The sequence below is a fragment of the Streptomyces sp. Y2F8-2 genome, from assembly GCF_014905555.1.
Lineage (GTDB): Bacteria > Actinomycetota > Actinomycetes > Streptomycetales > Streptomycetaceae > Streptomyces > Streptomyces cynarae.
This window is the reverse complement of the sequence record NZ_BNGS01000004.1, coordinates 207,828-233,485: the sequence shown is the minus strand read 5'-3', so window position 1 is coordinate 233,485 and position 25,658 is coordinate 207,828. Positions and strand designations below refer to the sequence as shown.

At 71.9% G+C, this 25,658-nt stretch carries 20 protein-coding genes; 9 read left to right on the top strand and 11 right to left on the bottom strand.

Going from position 1 to position 25,658, the window contains the following annotated elements:
* Positions 1-11: 11 nt before the first annotated feature.
* The 5 genes from SY2F82_RS15415 to SY2F82_RS15395 form a co-directional block, all read right to left on the bottom strand.
* On the bottom strand, positions 12-2,024 hold the full coding sequence (locus SY2F82_RS15415) for a translation factor GTPase family protein (protein WP_200419642.1): 2,013 nt from the start codon (positions 2,022-2,024) through the stop codon (positions 12-14).
* A gap of 136 nt (positions 2,025-2,160) precedes the next feature.
* Positions 2,161-3,075, bottom strand: coding sequence for an aminoglycoside phosphotransferase family protein (locus tag SY2F82_RS15410; RefSeq protein ID WP_200419641.1), 915 nt, complete (start codon positions 3,073-3,075; stop codon positions 2,161-2,163).
* 25 nt (positions 3,076-3,100) lie between these two features.
* Complete coding sequence (locus SY2F82_RS15405; RefSeq protein WP_200419640.1) at positions 3,101-3,619, bottom strand: metallophosphoesterase; 519 nt, start codon at positions 3,617-3,619, stop codon at positions 3,101-3,103.
* 21 nt (positions 3,620-3,640) lie between these two features.
* Positions 3,641-6,094, bottom strand: a complete 2,454-nt coding sequence (locus SY2F82_RS15400) for a SpoIIE family protein phosphatase (RefSeq protein ID WP_200419639.1) — start codon at positions 6,092-6,094, stop codon at positions 3,641-3,643.
* Between the two features lie 277 nt (positions 6,095-6,371).
* Positions 6,372-7,802, bottom strand: coding sequence for a S1 family peptidase (locus SY2F82_RS15395; RefSeq protein ID WP_200419638.1), 1,431 nt, complete (start codon positions 7,800-7,802; stop codon positions 6,372-6,374).
* 663 nt (positions 7,803-8,465) lie between these two features.
* Between SY2F82_RS15395 and SY2F82_RS15390 the strand changes: the two genes are divergently transcribed.
* From SY2F82_RS15390 to SY2F82_RS15375, 4 genes are all read left to right on the top strand, one after another.
* Positions 8,466-8,681, top strand: coding sequence for a type A2 lantipeptide (locus SY2F82_RS15390; protein WP_200419637.1), 216 nt, complete (start codon positions 8,466-8,468; stop codon positions 8,679-8,681).
* A gap of 92 nt (positions 8,682-8,773) precedes the next feature.
* Positions 8,774-9,580, top strand: coding sequence for an HlyD family efflux transporter periplasmic adaptor subunit (locus SY2F82_RS15385; RefSeq protein WP_200419636.1), 807 nt, complete (start codon positions 8,774-8,776; stop codon positions 9,578-9,580).
* The gene (locus SY2F82_RS15380; protein WP_200419635.1) at positions 9,577-11,811 is read left to right on the top strand and encodes an NHLP family bacteriocin export ABC transporter peptidase/permease/ATPase subunit; all 2,235 of its coding nucleotides are present in this window, start codon (positions 9,577-9,579) and stop codon (positions 11,809-11,811) included. Before SY2F82_RS15385 ends, SY2F82_RS15380 begins: the two co-directional genes overlap by 4 nt.
* A gap of 2 nt (positions 11,812-11,813) precedes the next feature.
* Entirely contained in the window at positions 11,814-14,630 is a 2,817-nt protein-coding gene (locus tag SY2F82_RS15375; RefSeq protein WP_200419634.1) for an NHLP bacteriocin export ABC transporter permease/ATPase subunit, read from the top strand.
* A 4-nt stretch (positions 14,631-14,634) separates the two neighbouring features.
* Here SY2F82_RS15375 and SY2F82_RS15370 read toward each other — a convergent pair whose 3' ends face one another.
* Both SY2F82_RS15370 and SY2F82_RS15365 read right to left on the bottom strand, forming a co-directional pair.
* Positions 14,635-15,165 carry an SRPBCC family protein gene (locus SY2F82_RS15370; protein WP_200419633.1) on the bottom strand — a complete coding sequence of 177 codons (531 nt, stop codon included), beginning with the start codon at positions 15,163-15,165 and terminating at the stop codon, positions 14,635-14,637.
* 92 nt (positions 15,166-15,257) lie between these two features.
* Entirely contained in the window at positions 15,258-15,740 is a 483-nt protein-coding gene (locus tag SY2F82_RS15365; RefSeq protein WP_200419632.1) for a VOC family protein, read from the bottom strand.
* Positions 15,741-15,861: 121 nt separating this feature from the next.
* On the opposite strand from SY2F82_RS15365, the gene SY2F82_RS15360 reads away from it, so the two are divergent.
* From SY2F82_RS15360 to SY2F82_RS15350, 3 genes are all read left to right on the top strand, one after another.
* The gene (locus tag SY2F82_RS15360) at positions 15,862-17,061 is read left to right on the top strand and encodes an epoxide hydrolase family protein (RefSeq protein WP_200419631.1); all 1,200 of its coding nucleotides are present in this window, start codon (positions 15,862-15,864) and stop codon (positions 17,059-17,061) included.
* Between the two features lie 112 nt (positions 17,062-17,173).
* Positions 17,174-17,812: an ATP-dependent Clp protease proteolytic subunit gene (locus tag SY2F82_RS15355; protein ID WP_200419630.1), complete on the top strand. Its 639-nt coding sequence runs from the start codon at positions 17,174-17,176 to the stop codon at positions 17,810-17,812.
* Between the two features lies 1 nt (position 17,813).
* A complete protein-coding gene (locus tag SY2F82_RS15350; protein ID WP_200419629.1) occupies positions 17,814-18,416 on the top strand; it encodes a ClpP family protease in 603 nt (200 codons plus the stop codon).
* A 64-nt stretch (positions 18,417-18,480) separates the two neighbouring features.
* Here the strand turns inward: SY2F82_RS15350 and SY2F82_RS15345 are convergent, their stop codons facing one another.
* On the bottom strand, positions 18,481-18,912 hold the full coding sequence (locus SY2F82_RS15345; RefSeq protein WP_200419628.1) for a helix-turn-helix domain-containing protein: 432 nt from the start codon (positions 18,910-18,912) through the stop codon (positions 18,481-18,483).
* Between the two features lie 221 nt (positions 18,913-19,133).
* Between SY2F82_RS15345 and SY2F82_RS15340 the strand changes: the two genes are divergently transcribed.
* A complete protein-coding gene (locus SY2F82_RS15340) occupies positions 19,134-20,420 on the top strand; it encodes a streptophobe family protein (RefSeq protein ID WP_200419627.1) in 1,287 nt (428 codons plus the stop codon).
* Positions 20,421-20,439: 19 nt separating this feature from the next.
* Here the strand turns inward: SY2F82_RS15340 and SY2F82_RS15335 are convergent, their stop codons facing one another.
* Entirely contained in the window at positions 20,440-20,850 is a 411-nt protein-coding gene (locus SY2F82_RS15335; RefSeq protein ID WP_200419626.1) for a hypothetical protein, read from the bottom strand.
* 370 nt (positions 20,851-21,220) lie between these two features.
* Here SY2F82_RS15335 and SY2F82_RS15330 point away from each other — a divergent pair, with 370 nt between their 5' ends.
* A complete protein-coding gene (locus SY2F82_RS15330) occupies positions 21,221-21,610 on the top strand; it encodes a nuclear transport factor 2 family protein (protein ID WP_200419625.1) in 390 nt (129 codons plus the stop codon).
* Between the two features lie 10 nt (positions 21,611-21,620).
* Here SY2F82_RS15330 and SY2F82_RS15325 read toward each other — a convergent pair whose 3' ends face one another.
* Both SY2F82_RS15325 and mgrA read right to left on the bottom strand, forming a co-directional pair.
* Positions 21,621-24,152 carry an ATP-dependent Clp protease ATP-binding subunit gene (locus tag SY2F82_RS15325; RefSeq protein WP_374707163.1) on the bottom strand — a complete coding sequence of 844 codons (2,532 nt, stop codon included), beginning with the start codon at positions 24,150-24,152 and terminating at the stop codon, positions 21,621-21,623.
* A gap of 459 nt (positions 24,153-24,611) precedes the next feature.
* Positions 24,612-25,601, bottom strand: a complete 990-nt coding sequence (mgrA, locus tag SY2F82_RS15320) for an L-glyceraldehyde 3-phosphate reductase (protein ID WP_200419624.1) — start codon at positions 25,599-25,601, stop codon at positions 24,612-24,614.
* Between the last annotated feature and the right edge of the window lie 57 nt (positions 25,602-25,658).

The window sequence follows — 25,658 nt, the reverse complement described above, 5'->3', positions numbered from 1 at the left end:
TTCGTCGCGTCTCATGACGGCACCCCCGCCGCTCGCCCCGGCACCCTCCGCATCACCCGCAGCAGGTACTCCTCCCGGTCGAGCGGGTTGTTGTCGGTGCGCGGGCGGCTCGGTACCGCGCCACCGGTCACCGGGGCGTAGTCGTCGAACGCGGACTCCAGCTCGCCCTCGCCGCGGGTCAGCCCCGGCAGCGTCTGCTCAAGTTCGTGCACCTGGGCGGCCGGCACCCGGCCCTCGAGAACACAGGCACGCCCGCGCAGTGAGGTGGTCCCCGGGGCCGCGCGCAACCGGGTGAGAGCCGGCAGCAGCGCGCCGAGCGTGTCCGCCGGGGCCTCGATCCGGAAGCGGTGCATCGGCTCGTACACCCGGGTGCCCGCCCGACTGAGCGCGGTCATCACGACCAGCGGGGTCAGGCCCCGGAAGTCCGCACCCGTGCTCGACATGCTCTTGTCGAAGCCCTGGTGGGCGTGGCTCTGCCGCGCGGAGTAGCCCGAGTGCGTCATGGTGACCGTGCAGTCGGTCACCTGCCAGCCGTGCAGGCCCTGCCTCAGGGTCTCGTTCACCGTGTCCTCCACCGCCTTGAAGAAGGCGTACGGCATCGAACCGAGCTCCACCTCCAGACGGAACGTGACGCCCGAGCCGACCGGGGCGGGGTCGATACGCAGACCCACGGTGGCCAGGAAGGGGTTGGGATCCTTCTTGTTGAACTCGACCGCCGCGCCCGTGCCGACAGGCCGTTCGACACACAGCGGCGTCGTCTCGCGGAAGGTGACCGCAAGTCCGTACTCCTCGGCGAGGGTCGCCTGGATGACCTCCTTCTGGACCTCGCCGTACAGCGAGACGGAGATCTCCTGGCGGAGCTCGTCCTGCCGCAGCGCGATGAGCGGGTCCTGTTCGGCGAGCTGGGTGAGCGCGAGGTGCAGCGCTCCCCTGTCGCGCGGGCGGGCGGGGACGACGACGGTCTCCAGGGTGGGCGGCGAGAAGTGGTGCCCCGGCGGCTCCGCGCGCGGCGCCTCGCCGAAGGTGTCGCCGATACGGACGTCGGTCAGGCCCCACAACTTGCCGATGCGGCCCGCCGTCACCGATGCCACGCGGTCCGCTCCGCCCCGGTCGAAGACGCTGATCGCGGTGACCTTGCCCTCTCGTCCGTCCCGGAAGACCAGCCGGTCACGGGTCCGCAGGGTCCCGGAGAACACCCGCGCGTAGGCGATCTTCTCCCCCGCCGGTCCCCGCTCGACCTTGAAGACGGTGCCGGAGGCAGGCCCCTCGGTGTCGCCCTCGACGGCCGGCAGCAGTTCCGTGAGACCGCCGATCAGCTCGCCCACACCCGCTCCCGTGATCGCCGAGCCGAAGAACACGGGGTGTACCAGTGCCCGCCGGGTCTGCTCCACGAGGGCGCGGCGCAGCCCTTCGTAGGAGACCGCGTCCTCGACGTACGCGGCCAGCAGCCCCTCGTCGTGCTCGGCGAGGACGTCGAGCAGCCGTGCGGTGAACGCGGTGTCGTGGGTGTCGTACGGCACCACGTGCGCGTCGCGTGTGCCGAGTCCGTAGGGCCGTCCCATCGGGACCACCGACGGGGTGAGGCGCTCGGCCAGGGCGGTGAGGGTCCGGCCGTCCTGCGCGCCGCCGCGGTCGATCTTGTTGACGAAGACGAGGGTGGGGATCCGCAGCCGTCGCAGGGTGCGCATCAGGATGCGTGTCTGGGCCTGGACGCCCTCCACCGCGGAGACGACGAGCACCGCGCCGTCGAGCACACCCAGCACCCGCTCGACCTCGGCGATGAAGTCGGGGTGGCCGGGGGTGTCGATCAGGTTGACGGTGACGTCGTCGAGCGTGAACGAGACCACGGCGGACTTGATGGTGATGCCGCGCTGTCTCTCCAGCGCGAGGGTGTCGGTCTGGGTGCTGCCGTCGTCGACGCTGCCGATCTCGTCGATCACTCCGGCGGCGTGCAGCAGCCGCTCGGTGAGGCTTGTCTTACCCGCGTCTACGTGCGCGAGGATTCCCAGGTTCAGCGTGGGCACAGAGCGTCATGTCCTTAGGGAGGGTGCTGGTTCCTTGCTGGGTGGACATGAACGCTGCGCGCATGGGGGCTCCTTGGTTTCGACGTCTCTGTCCCGTGCAGTCCAGCAGGACCGCGGCGGTGACGGCAACGGATTTTCAGGCGCGCTCACTCCTGTGGTCGGCGATGAGCTGCTCCAGATGGTGCAGGGCGGTGCGCACCCTGGCCGGGTTCTGCCGGAAGTAGGGGTCGTCCGGCACCGGCAGGGAGCCCGCGAGGGCCCAGCCCCGGCCACGGGCCCAGGTGGCGTCATCCACGTCGAGCGCCTTGCGGAAGTCGCCGCGCACCTCGTCCGGCAGGAACTTCCAGGCGGCGAGCAGGTCGACCGCCGGGTCGCCCACGGCGAGGGTGCCGAAGTCGATGACCGCGCTCAGCCGGCCGTCCACGGCGAGGAGGTTGCCGACGGCGAGGTCGCCGTGGACCCAGACGGGCGGCCGGTGCCAGGCGGGTGCGGCGAGGGCCGCCTCCCAGACCTCCGTCACCGCGTCGGCGTCGATCAGACCGGACCGCTCGAGCGCCTCGATCTTGGGCCGCACCCGTGCCTCGGACGCGAGCGAGTCCCGCTCGTCGCCCATCGGCACGCCCCGGAAGGCGTTGCTCTGCTCGGGAGTGGGACCGCCCGTCGGGTCGATCGCCTGAAGCGCGGTCAGGAACGCCGCCAGTTCGAGCGCGGTGCGGCGGGGGTCGGCGAGGCCTTCCGGGGTGGCCGTCTCGCCGTCCAGCCAGCGGTAGAGGGACCACGGGTGGGGGTACCCCTCGCCGGGCTCTCCTCTGGCGACGGGTTCGCTGACGGGCAGCGGCAGATGGGGCGCGAGCCGGGGCAGCCAGGTCTGCTCCCGCTCGACCTGACCGGCCCAGTGCGGGTAGCGCGGGAGGCGTACGGACAGCTCCTCACCGAGGCGGAACGTCGCGTTGTCCATGCCTGAGGCCGGGACGGGGGTGATCGGGAGGTGGGCCCACTGCGGGAACTGGGCCGCCAGCAGACGGCGTACGAGGTCGGTATCGATCAGCACCGGCCCATCTCACCCAAACGGGCTGTCAGGACTCCACTGGTTTTCCGCGCGGGGGCAGCCGGTGCAGCCGGACGTCCGTCAGTTCGCCGCCGGTCACGCTGGCCGTCATGTACGTGCAGTGGGGCTGGCGGCGGCGGTCGGTCGGGGAGCCGGGGTTGAGCAGGCGCAGGCCGGTGTCCGTGGTGGTGTCCCAGGGGATGTGGCTGTGGCCGAACACCAGCACGTCGAGATCGGGGAACCGGTCGGCGCAGCGGCGTTCCCGGCCCTGGGCGGATCCCGTCTCGTGGACGACGCCGAGGCGCAGGCCGTCGAGGTCGGCGCGGGCCACTTCCGGGAGCCGGGCGCGCAGGGCCGGGCCGTCGTTGTTGCCGTACACGCCGATCAGCCGGGCGGACCTGCTCTGCAGCAGGTCGAGCGTCGCGACGTCCACCCAGTCGCCGGCGTGGATCACGACGTCGGCGCGCGGGAGTTCGGCGAGCAGCGGCGCGGGCAGTGCCTTCGCGCGCTTGGGGAGGTGGGTGTCGGACATCATGAGCAGACGCACGACACCAGGGTGTCATCCGGGTCAGGTCTGTGCGTCGGCCGGTGAGTGCTCCAGGACGATGTCCGCCCACACCTGCTTGCCGCCGCTGACCGGGAGTGTCCCCCACGTGTCGGACATGGCTTCGACGAGCAGGATGCCACGGCCGCCCGTCGCCTCCCAGCCGATGCTGGTCGGCTTGACGGGCGTGCGCGGAGAGGAGTCGGCGACCGCGACACGCAGCCGGTGGTTGGACAGGGTGAGGTCGAGCCGGACCTGGCCGTCGGTGTGGACGAGGGCGTTGGTGACGAGTTCGGAGACGACGAGGAGCACCGTGTCGGCCTCCTCCGGCACGCCCCAGGACCGCAGGGTGCGTCGGGTGAAGCGGCGGGCGTGCCGGACCGCTTCGGGAACGCGCCACACCGTCCAGCTCTCACGCAGCGGGAGCATCTCCATGCCGTCGTAGCGCACGAGGAGCAGCGCCACGTCGTCGCTGCGGTTGGCCTCGGCGAGCAGCGCGTCCGCGACGAGTCCGAGGTGCGCGGGGTCGGCGGCGGACAGCTCGCCGGCGATCCGCGCGAGGCCGTCCTCGATGTCGACCTCGGCCGACTCGACCAGGCCGTCCGTGGTGAGGGCGATGACCGTGCCGGGCTGCAGCCTGAGCGGGCTCATCGGGTAGTCGGCCTGGGTGACGACCCCGAGGGGCGGTCCGCCCTCCGACTCGGTGATCTCGGTGCTGCCGTCCGGCTGGCGCAGCAGGGGCGGGAGGTGCCCTGCGCGGACGCACCAGGCGGTGCCCTGCTCCATGTCGACGTCGACGTAGCAGCAGGTCGCGAAGAGGTCGGACTCCATGTCCACGAGGAGCCGGTTGGCGTGCGAGACGACGACGTCAGGGGGGTGCCCCTCGGCCGCGTACGCGCGCAGCGCCGTCCGCATCTGGCCCATCAGGGTGGCCGCCCCGGCGCTGTGGCCCTGGACGTCGCCGATGACGAGGGCGACGTGGTTGTCGGGCAGCGGGATCACGTCGTACCAGTCGCCGCCGAGCTCCAGACCGGCGGTGGTGGGCAGGTAGCGTGCGACGGCGACGGCTCCGGGCAGCGCGGGCAGGCGACGCGGCAGGAGGGCGCGCTGGAGCATGCCGATCAGCTCGTGCTCGGCGTCGAAGGCGTGGGCGCGCATCAGCGCCTGCCCGGCGAGACCGGCGACGGCGGTGAGCAGGGCGCGCTCGTCGGGGCCGAAGTCGTGCGGGCTGTCCCAGCCGACGAGGCAGGCGCCCGCCATGCGCCCGCCGGCGGGCAGCGGCAGCACGGCGAGACCGCCGGGGCCGACCTCGGCGAGCGCGGGTTCCAGGGGGGTGCCTGCGGGCCAGATCGCGGCGCGGCCTTCCCTGAGGGCCGTGGCGAGGGTCGGCATGGCGCGGACGGGCGCGTCCGGCCACTCCGAGCGCCACTCGGTGCGCCACAGCTCCGGCCAGGCCTCCGGTTCGGGCGGGTCCAGGACGGTGACGACGAGGCGGTCGGACTCCAGCTCGGCGAGTGCGATGCGGTCCGCCCGCAGAGGGCCCCGCAGGGCGGCGACCACGGCCCTGCTGACGTCTCGGACGGTGCCGGCGGTGGCGAGGGCGGCAGCCAGCCGCTGGATACGGGTGACGTCGCTGACGCCGGGGCGCAGTTGGGACGCGTCGGTGACCGTGCCGACGAGCCGGACCGGGTGTCCCTCCCCGGCGGGCTGCAGGCGTCCGCGCAGCCGCAGCCACCTCGGCTCGCCGGAGGGCTGGAGGATGCGGAACTCCAGTTCGCGGTCGCCGATGGACATGTGGTCGGCCTCTACGACGGACATCACGGAGGGCAGGTCCTCCGGAACGGTCCGGGCGAGCAGGGTCTCCACACGGCCGTCGAACTCGCCGGTGTCGATGCCGAACAGCCCCAGCATCTCGTCGTCGACCTGCACCCGGCCGCTGTCCATGTCGAGCGTGAAGGAGCTGCCGGGCAGCCCACCGGTGTCGGCCGCGCCCGGAGGCGGGCAGGTGACGGCCTCGGCGAAGAGCTCCAGACACGCGCGGTCGTCGGTGTCGAAGCCGTCCGGGCCGTCGCTGACGGCGGCCAGGCATCCCCCGCCGCGCAGCGGCAGGACGGCCAGGGAGAAGTCTCCGGCGGGCATCCGGCGCGCGTCGGCGCAGCGACCGATGTCCTCGGGGGTGAGCCAGCGGGCCTGCCCGGAGCGGTGCACCTCGGCGGCAGGGCCTGAGCCGGAGAGGGAGTAGACGTCACGCAGCCCGTACAGCGCGCGCGGCACACCGGCCGACTCGGTGAGGGTCAGCTGGTCGCCGCCGTCCTCCGGGCTGTAGACGACGGCGAGGGTGGCTCCGGTGAAGACGAGCACTTGCTCGAGCACGCGTCGCAGGCGCTCGCGCGGGTCGAGGTCCGCCGCGAGCGTCTTGAGGGCAAGTTCCGCGCGCAGCGTTCTCGTTCTGCGTCCCGCAGTGCCCTCACTGCCCACTCTGCAATTAGAGCGCGTCCCGGGCGCTCGCGCAGCCCCTGTGAGCGCACGGACCGGCGGCTCGCGGGTGCGCGGCGGAGCGGGCGCGGGGAACGGCGCGCCCACTGCGCAGGGTGACGGGCCGCCCACGGACCGCGCGGGCAGCGCCGCCGGGGGGCTGGAAATCGGATCCGGCGGCCTGGAAACGGAGCCGGGGGCCTGGAAACGGAGCGGTCCGGCCCTCCCGCCGGAGGGCCGGACCGTTCCACCGACCGGGGGAACCGCTGGTGCTTCCCGGTCAGTGGCTCGACACCAGTCCGGAGCCGTCGCCCACGCCGCTGCCCGACCGGTCGCCGGCGTTGCCGGACTGGTCGGCGGCCCCACCCGACTGATCACCGGGGCTCGCCGACTGCTGACCGGCGCCGCTCTGGTCACCGGCGCCGGCAGCACCCGCACCGCTCTGGTCACCGGCGCCGGCGCCGGCACCACTCTGGTCACCGGCACCCTGCTGGCCACCCGGGCTCGCCGACTGGTCGCCTGCGCCCGCACCGGCACCGCTCTGGTCGCCGGCGCCGCCCGCGCCGCCCGCGCCGAGCGTCGCGCCGGTCGCCTGCAGCGCCGTGGTCACCGGCTGGAAGAAGGTCTCGCCGCCGGCGGTGCAGTCGCCGCTGCCGCCCGAGGTCAGGCCGATCGCGCTGCCGTCCTGGGTGAACAGCGAGCCTCCGCTGTCACCGGCCTCGGCGCAGACGTTCGTCTGGATGAGCCCGGTGACGGTGTCGACGCCGCCCGGGTCGGTCTCGCTCTGGAAGTTGACGGTGGCGTCGAGCCCGGTGACCGTCCCGTCGTGCAGCCCGGTGGTGCTGCCCATCCGGAAGACCTGCTGGCCCACCACCGCGTCCGCGGCCTGGGTGATCTGGACCGTCTGCCCGTTGCCGACGTTGACCTCGCTCGGGGCCTGGGTGTTCGGGTCGTCGTACCTGACGAGGGAGAAGTCGCCGTTGCCCGGGAAGGTGGCCTGGTCGACGGTGGCGATCGGCCGGCCGTTCTGGGAGTCGGACCACTGCTTCGCCGCGACTCCGCAGTGACCGGCCGTCAGGAAGGCCGGGCTGCCGTCGCCCGCGGTGACGTTGAAGCCGAGGGAGCAACGGACGCCGCCGCCGTTCGCCTGCGCGAAGATGGCGTCGCCGCCCGACACGAAGGTCTTGAAGGTGCCCGACGACTTCTTGAGGGTCGCCACCCCCGAGCCGAGGCTCTTGACCGTCGACTCAAGCGTGTTCCACCTGGAGCCGGTGACCGTGCTGTCGGCGCTGACCCGGATCTCGTTGGTCTTGGGGTCGACGGACCACGCGGTGCCGGGGATCGTCGCCTTGGTGCGCAGCGTCTTGGCGGCGGCCTGGAGCGTGGCGGTGCTGTTGTGCACCTGGTGGGGGACGGCGCCCGCCTTTCTGACGGCGTCGACGACTTTGCTGTCGTCACCGACCACATTGACGACGACCTGCTGCTTCTCCGCGTTGTAGTAGGAGCCCGCGAAGGCGTCACCCAACTGCGATGCGAGCTGCTTGGCGACGAGGGAGACACCGGCCGCCTTGAACGTCTTCGGCGTGTCGCCCGACGCCGGGTCCGTCTGGGACGCGTTGGCGTTGGGCAGCAGAAGGGCCGCAGCTCCGAGCGCCGCCACGCTTCCAACCGCGATCGCGGCCTTGCGCTTGGGTATGCGTTTGTGACTCAACTCTCGACCTCCTGAGGACGGGGTCCGTTGCCGCCGTCCGACAGCTGACTGGGGCGCCTGGATGCCAGTTGATACGCGCGTGTCGGGTGGGGTGTTCAACGGACTTTGCGACTGGCTGAGTTGGCGTATGCGAAAGCGTGAAATAGGTGGCAAAGGCACCTGTCGAGCGTGGCCGGGCAGAGAAATCGACTCGTCCGGCGATTGTGGACACAGCGAGCTACCGGTCGGTAACCCTGGGTTGGCCACGCCGGGCCGAATCCTGGCTTCAGGGAATCTGCACATCGAATGCGCAAGCGGGTCACCGTGCACGACGGATCTGCACAGGCCCGCACCGGGTGCCGTGTCATTGAACCCGGACTGTCCCATTCCTTGTCGGGGCGGCAAGAGGCCGTGCGCGACGATGCCGCGCAGCATGTGAAGAAGTCGGCGCCAAGTCGTGCGCACGCCTGCACGGATCAGCGCTTCGCAACGTCAATTGCCCAGGTGAGAGCGGTGGTTGATTGGAATCGCCACGCGCCGCCGTGCTTTGATCCGTTGCACCGCGGGGGCCACCCCAGGGGTCCCGGCAACGGGCTGCCCGGCGCTCGCGGACCGCGGCCGACCGTCTGTCCCCAGAAGGGGCCGCTCCCCCTTGTGAATATCCATACGAAGGGAAGTTCCATCATGAACTCCACCCCCCAGGTTGAGACCGCCGAGATCTCGGACGCCGAGCTCGACGCCGTGTCCGGTGGCCTGCAGATCAACGCCGTGGGCACCGCGACCGGCCTGGTGGACGGCATCGCCCCGGTTTCCGGCCTGGTCGGCACGGCCGTCGGCACCGTCGAGGGTGTCACCGGCCTGAACACCGCCCCGGTCACGAACCTGGTCGCCGGTCTCTGATCGCACCCCTGTACCGCTGAGTCCCGGAACCGCTCCCCGGTTCCGGGACTCTCGGATGCCGTGATTCTTCTGGAGTAGGTGAGGGAAGTTCCGTGCAGTTCCGCCAGCAGGCCCTCGCCAAGCTGCAGTCGCCCGAGGAGCTCGATCTCCCGGTGCGCTTCGCCCGCCCCCAGGGCTGGCTGGTCCTGACCGTGACGGTGGTCGCCATGGCCGCCGCGTCGGTGTGGGCCGTCACGGGCTCGGTGGCCTCCACGGTCAGCGCGCCCGCCGTCCTCACACACGCGGAGGGCAGTTACCTCCTGCAGAGCCCGGTGGCCGGACAGGTCACCGCGATCCTCGCCGAGCAGGGCCAGCGGCTGCCCGCGAACACGCCCGTGATCAAGGTCCGTACCGAGCAGGGCGAGTCGGTGGTCCGCACGGTCGCCGCGGGCCGTATCACCGAACTCGCCGCCACGATCGGCCAGATCATCCGCACCGGGGCGAACGTCGCCGCGGTGGAGAAGGTCGAGCACGCCTCCGACCCGCTGTACGCGACGGTGTACGTGCCCGCCGAGACCGCCGCGTCCATTCCCGCGAACGCCGCCGTCGACCTCACCGTTCAGTCGGTGCCGGCCCAGCAGTACGGCGTGCTGCACGGCCATGTGAGGTCCGTCGACCGCATGGCCCAGTCGGCCCAGCAGATCGCCGCGTTCCTCGGGGACGACCAGCTGGGCGAGCAGTTCACCAGGAAGGGCCGCCCGGTGGCCGTGCTGGTACGGCTCGACACGTCGCCCGACACGAAGAGCGGCTACGAGTGGTCGTCCGCGGACGGGCCGCCCTTCCCCCTCTCCTCCATGACCCTGGCCACGGGTTCCATCCGCATGGCCGATCAGCGTCCCGTCGATTGGCTCCTGCCGTGACCGCTCCCCAGGACACCCTGCCTCCGGTACGGGGCAGGCGCCGCGCCGCCCCGCCGAAGCGGGCCGTGCCCAAGTCCCGGCGCAAGACGGTCCGCACCCCCACCGTGCTGCAGATGGAGGCCGTCGAGTGCGGCGCCGCCTCCCTGGCGATGGTGCTCGGCCACTACGGCCGGCACGTCCCGCTGGAGGAGCTGCGCATCGCCTGCGGTGTCTCCCGGGACGGCTCACGCGCCAGCAACCTCCTCAAGGCGGCCCGCAGCTACGGCCTGACGGCCAAGGGCATGCAGATGGACACGGCCGCGCTCGCCGAGGTGAACGCGCCCGCGATCCTGTTCTGGGAGTTCAACCACTACGTCGTCTACGACGGCATGGGGCGCCGTTTCGGTCGCCGGGGCGTGTACGTCAACGACCCCGGCAAGGGCCGCCGTTTCGTGCCGATGGAGGACTTCGACACGAGCTTCACCGGGGTCGTCCTGGTGATGGAGCCCGGCGAGGGCTTCACCCGGGGCGGCCGCAGGCCGGGCATCCTGGGTGCGATGCCGGCCCGGCTGCGCGGCACGGCGGGCACCCTGCCCGCCGCGGTCCTGGCGAGCCTGCTCCTGGTGGTGGTCGGTGCGGCGCTGCCCGCGCTGAGCCGCACGTACATCGACATGTTCCTGATCGGCCGGCAGACCTCGCTGCTGGGCGTGCTGTTCGCCTCGATGGCCGCCTGTGTGCTGCTGACGGTGGTGCTGACCTGGTTGCAGCAGGCGAACCTGTTGCGCGGCCGGATCATCTCCTCCACGCTCTCCAGCGCCCGTTTCCTGCGGCATCTGCTGCGGCTTCCCGTGACGTTCTTCGCCCAGCGCAGCCCCGCCGACCTGGTGCAGCGGCTGCAGTCCAACGACGCGGTCGCCGAGACCCTGGCCCGCGACCTCGCGGCGGCAGGCGTCGACGCGATCGTCGTGGTGCTGTACGCGGTGCTGCTGTACACCTACGACCCGCAGCTGACGTTCGTCGGCATCGGGGTGGCCCTGCTGAACGTGGTGGCGATGCGAATCGTCGTACGGCTGCGGGCGACCCGTACCGCGAAGCTGCGCGCTGACACGGCACGGCTGACCAACACCGCCTACACCGGCCTTCAGTTGATCGAGACGATGAAGGCGACCGGCGGCGAGGACGGCTACTTCCGCAAGTGGGCGGGCCAGCACGCCACGACCCTGGAGGAGCAGCAGCGGCTCGGTGTGCCGAGCGCCTGGCTGGGTGTGGTCGCGCCGACGCTCGCCACGCTCAACAGTGCGCTGATCCTGTGGATCGGTGGCCTGCGGGCGGTGGAGGGGCACATCTCGGTGGGTCTGCTGGTCGCCTTCCAGGCCCTGGTGACCCGGTTCACCGCGCCGCTGACGCGCCTGAACGGGGTCGCGGGCCGCATCCAGGACTTCGCCGCGGACGTGGCCCGTCTGAAGGACGTGGAGAGCTTCCAGACCGACCCGCTCTACGGCCGCTCCGGCGGCGGGGCGTCGACGCGCCGGCTGCACGGCCATGTGGAACTGGAGAACATCACCTTCGGCTACAGCCCGCTCGACAAGCCGCTGCTGAGCGGCTTCAGCCTGACGGTGGGCCCCGGCCAGCAGGTGGCACTGGTCGGTGGCTCGGGCAGCGGCAAGTCCACGGTGTCCCGGCTGATCGCCGGGCTGTACGCGCCCTGGGAGGGCGAGATCCGTATCGACGGACGGCGTCTGGAGGACATTCCGCGCGGCGCGCTCGCCGCCTCGGTCTCCTTCGTCGACCAGGAGATCTTCCTCTTCGAGGGCACGGTCCGCGACAACGTGGCCCTGTGGGATCCGTCGATCCCGGACGACGCGGTGGTCGCCGCCCTGCGGGACGCGGCCCTGTACGACGTGGTGATGCGCCGACCGGGCGGTGTTCACAGCCGGGTGGAGCAGGACGGGCGGAACTTCTCCGGCGGGCAGCGCCAACGCCTCGAGATCGCGAGGGCGTTGGTGCGCGACCCCAGCATCCTGGTGCTCGACGAGGTGACCAGCGCGCTGGACGCGGAGACCGAGCAGACCGTGATCGACAACCTGCGCAAGCGCGGCTGCGCCTGCGTGGTGATCGCGCACCGGCTGAGCACGGTGCGCGACAGTGACGAGATCGTGGTGCTCCAGCACGGCACGATCGTGGAACGCGGGCGGCACGACGCCCTGGTGGCGGCCGGCGGGGCGTACGCCGAGCTGGTCAGGGAGCGGTGAGGATGACGGCGGTGCACGAGGGCGACGTCGTCCTGGGCGCTCTGGGCGCGATGGGCGCCCCCATCGACTGCTCGGGCCTGAGCCGGCTCGACCTGGAGGGGCCGCAGGTGCTGTGGCTCGTGGCGTCCGGCGCGCTGGACCTGTTCGCCGTCGATGCGGCGGTACAGGGCCACTGGCACCACCTGGGTCGTCTCGAGCCGGGCTCGCTGCTGCTCGGCCCGGTCGCTGGACCCCAGCACACCCTGGTCGCCCGGCCGGTCCGCGACTGCGTGGTGCGCCGCATCCAGCTGCGCGAGCTCTACCAGCAGGCCGACACCCAGACCTGGTCGTACGACGAGTACGGCAACCCGCAGTACGTGCCGCCGACGACGAGTCCGCTGGAGTACGCCCTCGCCCTGGGCGTCGGCCGCAGTCTGTCCATCCTGTTCCAGGCGCCGATGGCCACCGAGCGGGCCGCCGAGATCACCGACGACGACGTCTTCTGGATGCAGGTGCCGCCGGGCAGCGTCCAGTACGGCTCCCTGTACGGGGCGGAGGCCGCTGCCGACCTGCTGATGGACCCGGCGGTCTGGCAGGGCATGGTCGACCAGCAGTACCGCCTCCTCGCCACCCTTGACCGGTGGATCGAGCAGCTGGAGCGCACCCACGAGACCCGTACCGCGGCCGGTATCAAAGCCGGCGAGGCGGTCCGCGCCCAGGCCGACCGGACGTTGCTGGCGTCCATCGGGAAGTCCTCGGAACGGCGCACCACGGCCGCCGACGCCGACGCGACCTACGCGGCCTGCAGACTGGTGGCCGACGCGGCCGGCATCACCCTCGCCGAACCCACGCGGAGCGGCGCCGAGAGCGACCGCCTGGACCCGGTGGAGCGCATCGCCGTCGCCTCACGCGTGCGTACCCGGGCGGTGCGGCTCGACGGGCGCTGGTGGCGTGAGAACGTCGGCCCGCTGGTGGGTCACCGGGCCCTGTCGGGCGCGCCGGTGGCGCTGCTGTGGCGGCGCGGCGGCTATGTCGCCGTGCACCCGTCGTCGGGACGCGAGACACCGATCGAGAAGGCGAACGCGGCGGAGTTCGCCCCGCGGGCCGTGATGTTCTACCGTCCACTGCCCGACCAGCGGCTCGGTCCGCTCGGGCTGCTGCGGTTCAGCATGCGCGGCATGAGCGGCGATCTGGTCAACCTGCTCATCAGCGGACTGGTCACCGTCGCGATCGGCGCACTGGTGCCGATCGCCACCGGCAAGGTGCTCGGGGAGTACGTGCCGAAGGCGCAGGAAGGGCTGATCGTCCAGGTCTGCCTCGCCCTCATGGTCACCGGCGTGGTGGCGGCCGCCTTCATGCTGCTGGAGAACCTGACCATCCTGCGCCTCGAGGGGCGGATCGAGGCGACCCTCCAGCCGGCGGTCTGGGACCGGCTGCTGAGGCTGCCGACGAAGTTCTTCGCCGAGCGGTCCACGGGCGAGCTGGCGAGCGCCGCGATGGGGGTCAGCGCCATCCGGCGGCTGCTCGCCGGAGTAGGTCCCACGGTGGCCCAGTCGGTGACGGTCGGCGCGATGAACCTGGGGCTGCTGCTGTGGTACAGCGTGCCCATGGCCATGGCCGCCATCGGCATGCTCGTCGTCATCGCCGCCGTCTTCCTCGGGCTGGGGTTGTGGCAGGTGCGCTGGCAGCGGCGGCTGGTGCAGCTCAGCAACAAGCTGAACAACCAGGCGTTCCAGACCCTGCGCGGCCTGCCCAAGCTGCGGGTGGCGGCGGCCGAGAACTACGCCTACGCCGCCTGGGCGCGGGAGTTCGCACGCAGCCGCGAACTCCAGCAGAAGGTCGGCCGGATCAAGAACCTCACCACGGTGCTGGGCGCGGTGTACCTGCCGCTGTGCTCCCTGCTGCTGTTCATGCTCCTTGCGGGGCCGGCGAAGGGTGCGCTCTCGGCCGCCGACTTCCTCACCTTCAACACCTCCATGACCATGCTGCTCACCTCGGTCACCCAGCTGACCGGCGCGTTCGTGTCGGCGGTGGCCGCGCTGCCGCTGTTCGAGGAGATCAGGCCGGTCCTGGACGCGACCCCCGAGGTGCGCACGGCGAGCACCCGGCCGGGGGTCCTGTCCGGGGCGATCGAGGCGCGCAGGCTGTCGTTCCGGTACGCCGACGACGGTCCCCTGGTCCTCGACGACGTCTCCTTCGAGGTGAAACCGGGCGAGTTCGTGGCGATCGTGGGCCCGAGCGGCTGCGGGAAGTCGACGCTGCTGCGTCTGCTGATCGGCTTCGACAAGCCGGTGTCCGGCAGTGTGCTCTACGACGGCCAGGACCTCGCGGCGCTCGACCAGTCGGCGGTGCGCCGCCAGTGCGGGGTGGTGCTCCAGCACGCGCAGCCGATGAACGGGTCCATCCTGGACGTCATCTGCGGCACCGAGCCGTACACCCCCGAGGAGGCGATGGCGGCGGCCGAGATGGCGGGCCTCGCCGAGGACATCCAGCGGATGCCGATGGGGCTGCACACCATCGTCCAGGGCAGCGGCGCGATCTCGGGCGGCCAGCGGCAGCGGCTCATGATCGCTCAGGCGTTGATCCGCCGGCCCCGCATCCTGTTCTTCGACGAGGCGACGAGCGCGCTGGACAACGAGACGCAGCGCAAGGTCATCGAGTCCACACGCGCCCTGAACGCCACCCGGATCGTGATCGCCCACCGCCTGTCCACGGTGCTGGACGCCGACCGGGTCATCGTGATGGAGGACGGCAGGATCGCCCAGCAGGGCCCGCCCGGCCTGCTCCTCGCCGACACCACCGGTCGGCTGCACGAGCTGGTGCGGCGACAGATGGCGTGAGGGGTCAGGCGTCGGCGCCGGGGATGGGCGCGCCCGAGGGGACCCCGGCCTCGACGTAGGCCTCGTAGTACTCCTTCCAGGGGGCGGTGGGCCCGGAATGCGGCCCCTCGGAGCGCCCACCGCGGGACTTCGCGTCCAGGGCGGCCAGGCAGACCTCCCAGCCGGCGCCGTTGCGGGCGGCGGCGTTCCGCTCGCCCAGGACGTTGGTCAGGGTGAACCGGGTGCGCCCGTCGCCCGGTTCCTCCAGGTCGAAGCGGAGCTCGTCACCGCCCCACGCGAAGGAGAGGTGCCTGGGCGCGTCGACCGCGAGGACGGTGCCGGTGGACTCGGGCATGTTCGGGTCCCCGCTGAACCGGACGGTTCCGCCGGGGCGCAGGTCGAACTCGGCGCGGGAGGGGAACCATGCGGCGAGTTGGTCCGGATCGGTGACGAACCGCCAGACCTGCTCGATCGGATGGTCGTGGACACGGCTGAAGCGGACGGCGGGGCGGCCGTCGTCGAGGGTGAGGTAGGTACCGGTGAGGTCGGCGGCCATGGTGAATCAGTCCTTCCTGTTGTGGGCGCGCCGCAACGAACGCGGCGGCCGGCTCACCCCGTCGCGGGAGGGCCGCCGTCGCCCCGCGGTCGCTACTCGCCCGCGTACGCCTTCTCCAGGGCGGCGATGTCGAGCTTGCCCATCGACAGCATCGCGCGCGTGGTGCGGGCCGCCTTCTCCTGGTCCGGGTCGCCGACCATGTCGAGGAGCCCGTCGGGGATGACCTGCCAGGACACGCCGTACTTGTCCTTGAGCCAGCCGCAGGGGCCCGGCTGACCGCCGCCCTCGGTGAGCTTGGTCCAGTAGTAGTCGATCTCCTCCTGGTTCTCGCAGTAGATCTGGAAGGAGATCGCCTCGTTGAACGTGAACTGGGGTCCGCCGTTCAGCGCGACGAACTTGTGGCCGTTGGCCGTGAAGTCGACGGCGATCACGGAACCGGCGGGGCCGGGGCCGGCCTCGGTGTACCGGCCGACCTGCCCGATGCTGGAGTTCTTAAAGATCGACACATAGTAGTGCGCGGCGTCCTCGGCCTGGCCGTCGAACCAGAGACAGGTGGTGAATCCCTCGGTGGCCATGTGTACCTCCTGGAGTGTGGAAGCGGTCACCTGTGCAGACCGATCCTCGCCCCGGAACTCATCGGCCGGACCGCGGATTGATCCGTGTGGCGGTCTCGGTGCCCGTCACTAGCATCGCCGCATGACGTCATCCCCCGCCGAGAGTATCCGGCCCTTCCGTCTCGCGATCCCCCAGAGCGACCTCGATGATCTCCATGACCGGCTCGACCGCACCCGCTGGCCGGACGAGCTGTCCGGCGTGGGGTGGGCGTACGGGGTGCCCCTCGGCTATCTGAAGGAGCTCGTGCGGTACTGGCGCCATGACTACGACTGGCGGGCCGCCGAGGCGCGGCTGAACGCGTGGCCGCAGTTCACCACGGAGATCGACGGCGCACACGTCCACTTCGCCCATGTGCGCTCGCCGGAGCCGGATGCCACCCCGCTGATCATCACGCACGGCTGGCCGGGGTCGATCGTGGAGTTCCTCGACGCGGTCGGGCCGCTCACCGATCCGGCCGCCCACGGAGGCGATCCCGCCGACGCGTTCCATGTGGTGGTGCCGAGCATTCCGGGGTTCGGTCTGTCCGGACCGACCCGGGACACCGGCTGGGAGGCGGGCCGGGTCGCCGACGCGTGGGTGGAGCTGATGGACCGGCTCGGCTACCCGCGCTTCGGCGCCCAGGGCGGCGACTGGGGCGCGGGCATCTCCCGCGAGCTGGGCCGCGCCCACCCGGAGCGGGTGATCGGCATCCACCTGAACCTGCTGCCCGGCGCCCAGCAGCTGACCGAGCCGGCCCCCGAGGAGCTGGCCGCGCTCAGCTCCGAGGAGCGGGAGCGCACGCTCACCTCCTGGCGGCGCTGGTCCGAGTGGCAGCGCGAGGGCGCGGGCTACGCGATGCTGCACTCCACCCGGCCACAGACGCTGGCGTACGCGCTCACCGACTCGCCCGTCGGCCAACTCGCCTGGGTCGTGGAGAAGTTCCGCGAGTGGACGGACTCCGAGGAGCTGCCCGAGGAGGCCGTCGACCGGGATCTGCTGCTGACCAACGTGTCGCTGTACTGGCTGACCGGGACCGCCGGTTCGTCGTCCCGGATCTACTACGAGCGGGCGCACACCACGGGCCGGGCCGCCGCGCCGGCCGAACCGTCGACCGCGCCGACCGCGCTGGCGGTCTTCCCCGCCGAGATCCAGATTCCGCTGCGCCACAGGGCGGAGCGGACGGAGAACCTCGTGCGCTGGACGGAGTTCGACCGAGGCGGGCACTTCGCGGCCATGGAGGAGCCGGACCTGCTGGTGGAGGACGTGCGGGCGTTCTTCCGGCAGCTGCGCGAGAAGGGCTGAGCCGTGGCCTCTGCCCGTGGCGAATCTGCGGCGGGCAGAGAAACCGCATCCGGGGATCTCGCGAGGTCAAGAGTGGAGTCGACGGTATCCACGCCACCGATGAGGAGACCCGATGACTCCACTCACCACGCTCTCGCCGCGGGCGGAGGAGGGCGACACACCGCCCAGCCGCTTCGACGACCACCTCGCCGCGCAGCTGCTCGCCCAGCGGATCGTCTTCCTCGGCACCCAGGTCGACGAGGTGTCGGCCAACCGGGTGTGCGCGCAGCTGCTCCTGCTGTCGGCGGAGGACCCGCGCACCGACATCGGCCTCTACATCAACAGCCCCGGCGGGTCGGTCACCGCGGGGCTGGCGATCTACGACACCATGCGGCTCGTCCCGAACGACGTCTCGACGCTGGTGATGGGGTTCGCCGCGAGCATGGGCCAGTTCCTGCTCACCGTGGGGACGCGGGGCAAGCGGTTCGCGCTGCCGAACGCGCGGATCATGATGCACCAGCCGTCGGCAGGCATCGGCGGCACCACCGCGGACATCGAGATCCAGGCGGAGAACCTTCAGTTCACCAAGAAGGCCATCGAGCGGATCACCGCCGAGCACACCGGGCAGAGCGAGGAGACGATCGCTCGGGACGGTGACCGGGACCGCTGGTTCACGGCTGAACAGGCCAGGGAGTACGGGATGGTGGACCGGGTGGTGGAGTCGCTCACCGACGTCCGCCCGGCCTCGTCGCGCCGGCGGATGGGGTTGTGACATGGGGTCGTACACGGTTCCGTACGTCATCGAGCGGACCGCGCAGGGCGAGCGGTCCTACGACGTCTTCAGCCGGCTGCTGAACGAGCGGATCATCTTCCTGGGCACCGAGATCGACGACGGGGTCGCCAATGTGGTCATCGCGCAACTCCTGCATCTGGAGTCGTCGAATCCAGAGCACGAGATCTCGATCTACCTCAACTCGCCCGGCGGATCGTTCACTTCCCTGATGGCGATCTACGACACGATGACGTTCGTGCAGTCCCCGATCTCCACCTTCTGCGTCGGCCAGGCGGCCTCCACGGCGGCGGTGCTGCTGGCCGGCGGCGATCCCGGTCGGCGGTTCGTGCTGCAGCACGCGCGGGTGCTCCTCGGCCAGCCGGCCAGCGGCGGACGGCAGGGCACGGTCTCCGACCTCAGCCTCGCAGCCAAGGAGATGGTCCGCATCCGCTCACAAGTGGAGGAGGTGCTGTCCCGTCACACACACCACGACGTGGCGACGCTGCGCGCGGACATGGACCGCGACAAGGTGTTCACCGCCGAGGAGGCCGTCGCCTACGGGCTCGCGGACGAGGTGCTGAGCCGACGGCTGGCGTTCGTCTGACCCCCGGCGCGGCCGGTACGGCGGGGGCACCCGCCCCTGTACCGGCCGTCGGCCGTCGGTTCGGTCAGGCGGCGAGGCAGAGGCCGTCGTTCTGCGCGGTCGGCGACCTGCGGCCCCGGCCCACCCGGCTCCGGGCGTACCGGGCCAACTCGTCCTGGGCGAGCGAGAGCAGGTCGGCGAGGCCGAGCCCGAGGGCCTGGGCGGCGGCCGCGAGAACCTCGGAGGAGGCCTCCTTGCGGCCCCGCTCCAGTTCGGACAGGTACGGCATCGAGATCCGGGCCGCCTCCGCGACGTCCTTCAAGGTGCGCTCCTGGGCGAGCCGCTCGCGCCGCAGCACATCACCGACGAGGTCGCGCCACAAGGGCTCCTTGGGCGCGGGCGGCTGCGGGGTCCCCGCCGGTCGCTGCGGGGTGCGGGTCGCCGCACCGGAGCCGGGCGGCGCGGTCTGCGGGCGCAGGGGAATGACGCGGGCTTCGTTCGGCGCATGAGTGCTCACCCCTTCAGCCTAGGGATCCGGGGCGCCACGGGAAGGGAGCGACGTTCTGCCCTGGGTGAAGCCGCGCGGCCGTGCGGCCGGGCCGGCGGCGGCAGTTGACGGGTGCCGTGGCCCGGCCGTCGACCGATCCGGCCGTCGATGCGCTCGCGGGGGAAATCGACGCGCTCGCGAAGGAGGTGGCGTGGCGTGCGGGGCGCCGTGGGGCTGCCTAGCGTGGCAGTGTGAGCGTCACGAGCCCGCCTGGCCGGGCCGCCACCCGCACCGGCGGCCCGGCACTCGCACCGCACGGCTGGGTGCGGGCCGGCGTCACGGTGCTGGCCGGGCTGGTCGTCATGGGCGGGCTCGCCGCGCTGGGGCTGTGGGGCGCGGGCGGCAGCGACATCCCGGAGGGCGGGTTCCCCCGTGTGGTCGTGGCCGTGGTCGTCGTGGCTGTCGGCGGCAGTGTGAGGCTGGCGGGCGACGCCGGTGCACTGGCCGGCACACGGGCGGGGCTGACGGTGATGCCGCTGTCGGTGACGCTGTCCGGGGCGCTGGTGATCGCCGCGGGATTCCTGCGCCCGCTGCGGCACCGGGCCGTCGCCGGCGGGCGTGAACTGGCGGTCTGGGCAGGGCGGATCGCCGTGCTGTGGCTGGTCGCGCTCGTCGGCCTGGCCCTGGTGGCCCGCCAGACCTTCGCGGTCCCGCTCGGCACCGGAACGATCGGAGACATCGGCAGCCTGTTCGGAATCTCCCCGAGGATCGGCTTCGCCACGGACCTGTGGCCGACCGTCCTGTTCGGTCTGCTCTGGCTGGCAGGCGTGCTCGTCCTGGCCCTGCTGGTGTCACGAGGTGCGCCGCTGCCGGCCCGGCTGTCGCGCTTGCAGGAGTCGGTGCGGCCCGCCGCCTGCGCCATGGTGGCCCTGCTGCTCGCCTGCGTCGCCCTGGGCGCCGTGGTCGCACTGGTGGTGGCGGCGACCCGCGGGCACCCCGCCGAGACGTTCGCGCTGGTCCTGCTCGGCCTGCCCAACCTGGTGTGGCCGGTGCTCACCCTCGGCATGGGCGCCACCTGGCACGGCCGGGTGGACGGGCCGTTCGTGCTGCCCATGCCGCATGTGCTCGACCAGGTGCTGCGGACTCCGGACCTCTCGACGCTGAACCTTCGTACGCTCGCCCGGTACGACGGCAGGGCGTGGTGGCTCGTGGCCGTGGACGCCGTGCTGCTGATCGCCGCCGGGTTCGTGCTGGCGGCGCGCTCGCCGGCGTGGACGCGGCCGTGGCGGCACGCCGTGCACATGGCGGTCGCGCTGATGGCGGCGGTTCTCGCCGTCTGCCTGCTGTGCCGGGTCTCGGCGCACTACGGTCTGTCGCTCATCGGGGTCGGCGACCTCGGCGGAGGGCTCTCCGGCGTGCTGTTCCTGAGACCCCGGCCGGGGACCGCGCTGGGGCTCGCCCTGGTGTGGGGACTTGCGACCGGGTTCGCGGGCGGGCTGCTCGCCCGGAGGGTGCGGCGACGGGACGAGGTTCACTGACGCGGCGCACGGCCCTCGGTCAGGCCACCGGGGTGGACAGCGCGGGCACGAACCGTTGCATCCGCAGCGCGTCCACGGACTCGGCGAGCAGTTCGTACTCGGTGGTGTCGTCACTGACGGCGACACGGACCAGCCGTCCTGCCGCCAGCTCCTCGGCCACGCTCTCCTGCTGCCCGACGTCCTTGCACCAGGCCCGCAGGACGGCCGGCACGTCCGGGACCGTGTGGGCGACGGGGGCGATGGAGTTCGGCGGGAAGAGCGGGTTGCCGGGGTCCGGGTCCAGCCGTTCGGCGATCCAGGAGGCACGGTCGCGCATCCACCACAGGGCGAGGGCCAGGGTCGGGGCGCGGTAGGTGCCGAGGGGGACGCCGACCCTTTGCCCTCCGCAGATGCCGTATGCCGTGACATGGCACAGGAACTCGTCGTGCACGATCGCTCCCCCCGTGCGGTGCTCGGTGCCGTATCGGCCCGTGGTGCCTTGCGTTCGCTCGCTGTGCACATGGGCGTCCCGCTGTTCGCGCGGTAGCGCTTTCTATCGTGACCCGGGTCACCCGCTCCTTCGAGTATCGCCACTCCTGACCCTCTGTCACCATGCGATTTCAGCCAGTCTCCTGGCATATTCACGGCCGCTTCTGGCGCAAACGAGCCACCTCCACCCGGGCGTGCCCGCGCTTACCCCGGAGGTAATCGACGCCCCCACGCGTGTCCGGGCATGGTTGCGGTGTCGGCTCCCGGCAGGCACAACACCCCGGGAGCCGGCTCCTGACCAGCGCATGTGACCCCGATGGAGGCCGATCGCCATGACCGCAGAGACCAACCGCTACGAGTCCGCCGTCGCCCGCTACTTCGAGGCGTGGAACACCCGGGACGCCCAGGCGCTGGCGAAGGCGGTCGCCGCCGCCTGGGCCGCGGACGGAACCTACACCGACCCCCTGGCCGACGTCAGCGGGCACGAGCAGATCGCGGCGGTGATCGCGGGTGCGCACGCACAGTTCCCGGGGTTCTCCTTCCGGCTCACGGGTGCGGTCGACGGGCACCACGACCTCGCCCGCTTCTCCTGGGAGCTGGTGAGCGACGCGGACGGTTCGGCACCCGTCGCCGGCTCCGACGTGATCACCCTGGACGGCGAGGGTCGCATCGGCAGCGTGCACGGGTTCCTGGACCGCGTCCCCGAGGGCGCGGCCGACTAGGGCCGCGGGACTAGGAAATGGGTCCGGGCCAGCTCGGAGGCTCCTCCTCGGTGTCCTCCGGGCTGCCGCCCGGCGTTCCCTGCTCCTGGGGCGCCGCCTCCGCCTTGAGGCTCAGGCTCAGGTCACCGTCCACGACGTCGACGACGACGGTGTCGCCCGGGTTGAGCGTGCCGTCGAGCAGCATGTTCGACAGCCGGTTGTCGAGTTCGGTCTGGATGGTGCGGCGCAACGGCCGGGCCCCGTACTCCGGCTGGTAGCCGCGGTTCGCCAGCCACTCCTTGGCCGTCTCGGTGACCTCCAGGCCGATCTGCTGGGCGTGCAGCCGGCGCCGGCTGCCCTCCAGCAGCAGGTCGACGATGCGCACCAGGTCCCGGCGCCCCAGGGCGTGGAAGACGATGACCTCGTCGATCCGGTTGAGGAACTCCGGGCGGAAGTGCGCCTGGAGCTCGGCCGTCAGGTCGTCCCTGATCTCGTCGATGTCGCCGTGGTGGTCGAGGATGTGCTTGGAGGCGATGTTGCTGGTCATGATGACCACGGTGTTGCGGAAGTCCACCGTGCGCCCCTGCGCGTCGGTGAGCCGCCCGTCGTCCAGGACCTGCAGCAGCAGGTTGAACACGTCGCGGTGGGCCTTCTCCACCTCGTCGAACAGCACGACGCTGTACGGCTTGCGGCGCACCGCCTCGGTGAGCTGGCCGGCTTCCTCATAGCCGACGTAGCCGGGCGGGGAGCCGATGAGCCGGGAGACGGTGTGCTTCTCCTGGAACTCGCTCATGTCGAAGCGGATCATGCGGTCCGGGTCGCCGAAGAGCAGTTCCGCGAGCGCCTTGGCGAGTTCCGTCTTGCCGACGCCGGTGGGGCCGAGGAAGAGGAAGCTGCCGGTGGGCCGGTTCGGGTCGCCCATGCCGGCCCGGCCGCGGCGCACGGCCTGGGCCACGGCGGTGACCGCGTCGTCCTGGCCGACGACCCGCTCGTGCAGGACCTCCTCCAGCTTCATCAGCCGGTCGCGTTCGGTCTCGGTGAGCTGGGAGACCGGAATGCCGGTGCGGGCGGAGAGGACTTCGGCGATGTCGTCGGGGGTGACGCTCGGCGTGGGTGCTCCGCCCTCGCCGACCGAGGCGAGCCGTCCCTCCAACTCCGTGATCTCGCGCTTGAGTCGGCTCGCGCGCTCGAAGTCCTCCGTGCTGACGGCCTCGTCCTTCTCCCTGCGCAGCCGGGAGAGACGGTCCTCGAGACCCGCCGCCTCCGCGGACTCCCCCACGCTGCGCAGTCCGACCCGGGCTCCGGCCTGGTCCATGAGGTCGATGGCCTTGTCGGGCAGGAAGCGGTCGCTGATGTAACGGTCGGAGAGGGCGGCCGCGGCGTCCAGCGCCTCGTCGGTGTAGCGGACCTGGTGATGGGCCTCGTAGGCGTCGCGCAGTCCGCGCAGGATCTCGATCGTCTCCTCGACGGTGGGTTCCGGCACCATGACGGGCTGGAAGCGGCGCTCCAGCGCGGCGTCCTTCTCGATGTGCTTGCGGTACTCGCCGATGGTGGTGGCGCCCACGACGCTGAGGTCGCCGCGGGCGAGGGCGGGCTTGAGGATGTTGCCCGCGTCCATGGATCCTTCGCCGGTACCGCCCGCGCCGACCACCGTGTGCAGTTCGTCGATGAAGAGGACGACGCCCTTCTCGGCCCGGGTGACCTCGTCGATGACCTTCTTCAGCCGCTCCTCGAACTGGCCCCGGTACTGGGACCCGGCCACCAGCCCGGCGAGGTCGAGGGCGACCACGCGGCGGTCCTTCAGCGCCTTGGGGACCTCCCCGGCGACGATGCGCTGGGCCAGCCCCTCGACGATGGCGGTCTTGCCGACGCCGGGGTCGCCGATCAGCACCGGGTTGTTCTTCGTACGGCGGGAGAGTACCTCGATGGTCTGCTCGATCTCGGCCGCCCGCCCGACCACCGGGTCGAGCTGTCCGGCGCGTGCCTCGTCGGTGAGGTCGCGCCCGTACTCGTCGAGCGTCGGCGTGTCGGGGTGCCCGCCCGTCTCCCGCGACTGCCGGGGCGCGCCGCCGAGCGCGCCCGGGGTGGCTCCCTCGGTCCTGAGGGTCCGGGCCAGCGGGGAGCGCGGATCGTCAAGGATCGCGGCGAGGATGTGCTCGGGGCCGATGTAGGAGGCGCCGGCCGCCTGGGAGCGGGCATGTGCTGCGAGCAGGGCGCGTTTGGCCGCCGGCGTCAGCGCGGGCTCACCGGTGCCGGTCCCGGAGGGCAGGGATTCCCGCAGGTCGTCGGCGAGCTTGCCGGGATCGGCGCCCGCCTGCTCCAGCACCTGGCGCGCGGCCGGTACCTGGGTCGCGGCCCACAGCAGGTGGACGGTGTCGAGATCGGCCCCGTCCTCGGCCGCCCGTGTCCCGGCGGTGGCGAGCAACTCGTGCGCGGAGTCGCTGAGGAGACGTCCGATGGGGACACGTTGGACGGCCGGCGGTGAGGTCGCCGGACTCATGCCGAAGAAGCGGTTGAACAGTTCGGAGAACGGGTCTCCTGACCCGAAGGGTGAGATCGTCACGATGGACCACCCGTCCGCGGCCGACACGGCCGCGTCGCCCGCCGTAGTCGAATGCCCGTACCTGCCCAGTCTCGGACACGCGGAACGGCCCCTCAACCGCAGGGCCTGCCGCGGAGCCGGGCGGTGGGGAACGGGATGCGAGGGTACTCGGGGCCGACGCTCAGCGGCCGCTGGTGACCGAGGAGAGGAGGCAGCCGGGCGGGTCGCTCGCGCCCCCGCGTCCTCGGTACGCGCTCGGCCGGAGGCGGCCGCCCGCCTCCGGAAGCCGGGCGAACGCCCCACGGCTTGATCGCCCGACGCCCGCATGGCGTGGCGGCAGGCCACCTGCCGCCGGACGCCTACGGCCGCTCGTTCGGTTCATGCCGGGCTCGCGGGGCCTGGTCCGCACTCCCCCACTGCCTGAACGGCGTGGGGGCACCCCCAGCGGCGTGGCGTTGTCGTCGGACCCCGGTGGTCACCTCACTGCTGGACGAGCGCGTCGATCCGCGCCAGCTCCTCGGCATCGAAGTCCAGGTTGCCGATCGCCGCCACACTGTCCTCCAACTGCTGCGGGCTGCTCGCGCCGACCAGGGCGGAGGTGACCCGACCGCCGCGCAGCACCCAGGCCAGGGCCATCTGGGCCAGGGACTGGCCGCGGGACTTGGCGATGTCGTCGAGGCCGCGCAGCCTGCCCACCAGCTCCTCGGTGACCGCGTCGGAGTTGAGGAACGGGCTGTCGCTCGCCGCGCGCGAGTCCTCCGGGATGCCGTCGAGGTAGCGGGCGGTGAGCAGGCCCTGCTCCAGCGGCGAGTAGGCGATGGAACCGACCTGGAGTTCGTCCAGGGTGTCCAGCAGCCCGTCCTCGGGACGGCGGTCCAGCATCGAGTAGCGCGGCTGGTGGATCAGCAGCGGGGTGCCCAGCTCGCCGAGGATGCGGGCGGCCTCGCGGGTCTGCTCCGGGGAGTAGTTGGAGACGCCGACGTACAGCGCCTTGCCCTGCTGGACCGCCGAGTGCAGGGCGCCCATCGTCTCCTCCAGCGGAGTGTCGGGGTCCGGGCGGTGCGAGTAGAAGATGTCGACGTAGTCCAGGCCCATCCGCTTCAGGCTCTGGTCGAGCGACGACAGCAGGTACTTGCGCGAGCCCCACTCGCCGTACGGCCCGGGCCACATCAGATAGCCGGCCTTGGTGGAGATGACCAGCTCGTCGCGGTACGGCGCGAAGTCCGCCTTCAGCGCCTCGCCGAGGGCGGACTCGGCGGCGCCGGGCGGCGGGCCGTAGTTGTTGGCCAGGTCGAAGTGTGTGACACCGAGATCGAAGGCGCGGCGCAGGATGGCGCGTTGGGTGGCGACCGGGCGGTCCGGGCCGAAGTTGTGCCACAGGCCGAGCGACAGCGCGGGCAGCTGCAGGCCGCTGCGTCCGGTGCGGCGGTAGGGCATGGCCTCGTAGCGGTCGGGATGGGCGGTGTACAACGCGACTCCAGAGGGGTTGGCGCACGGGTGAGAGGTTCCGGGGAACCGGTCACCACT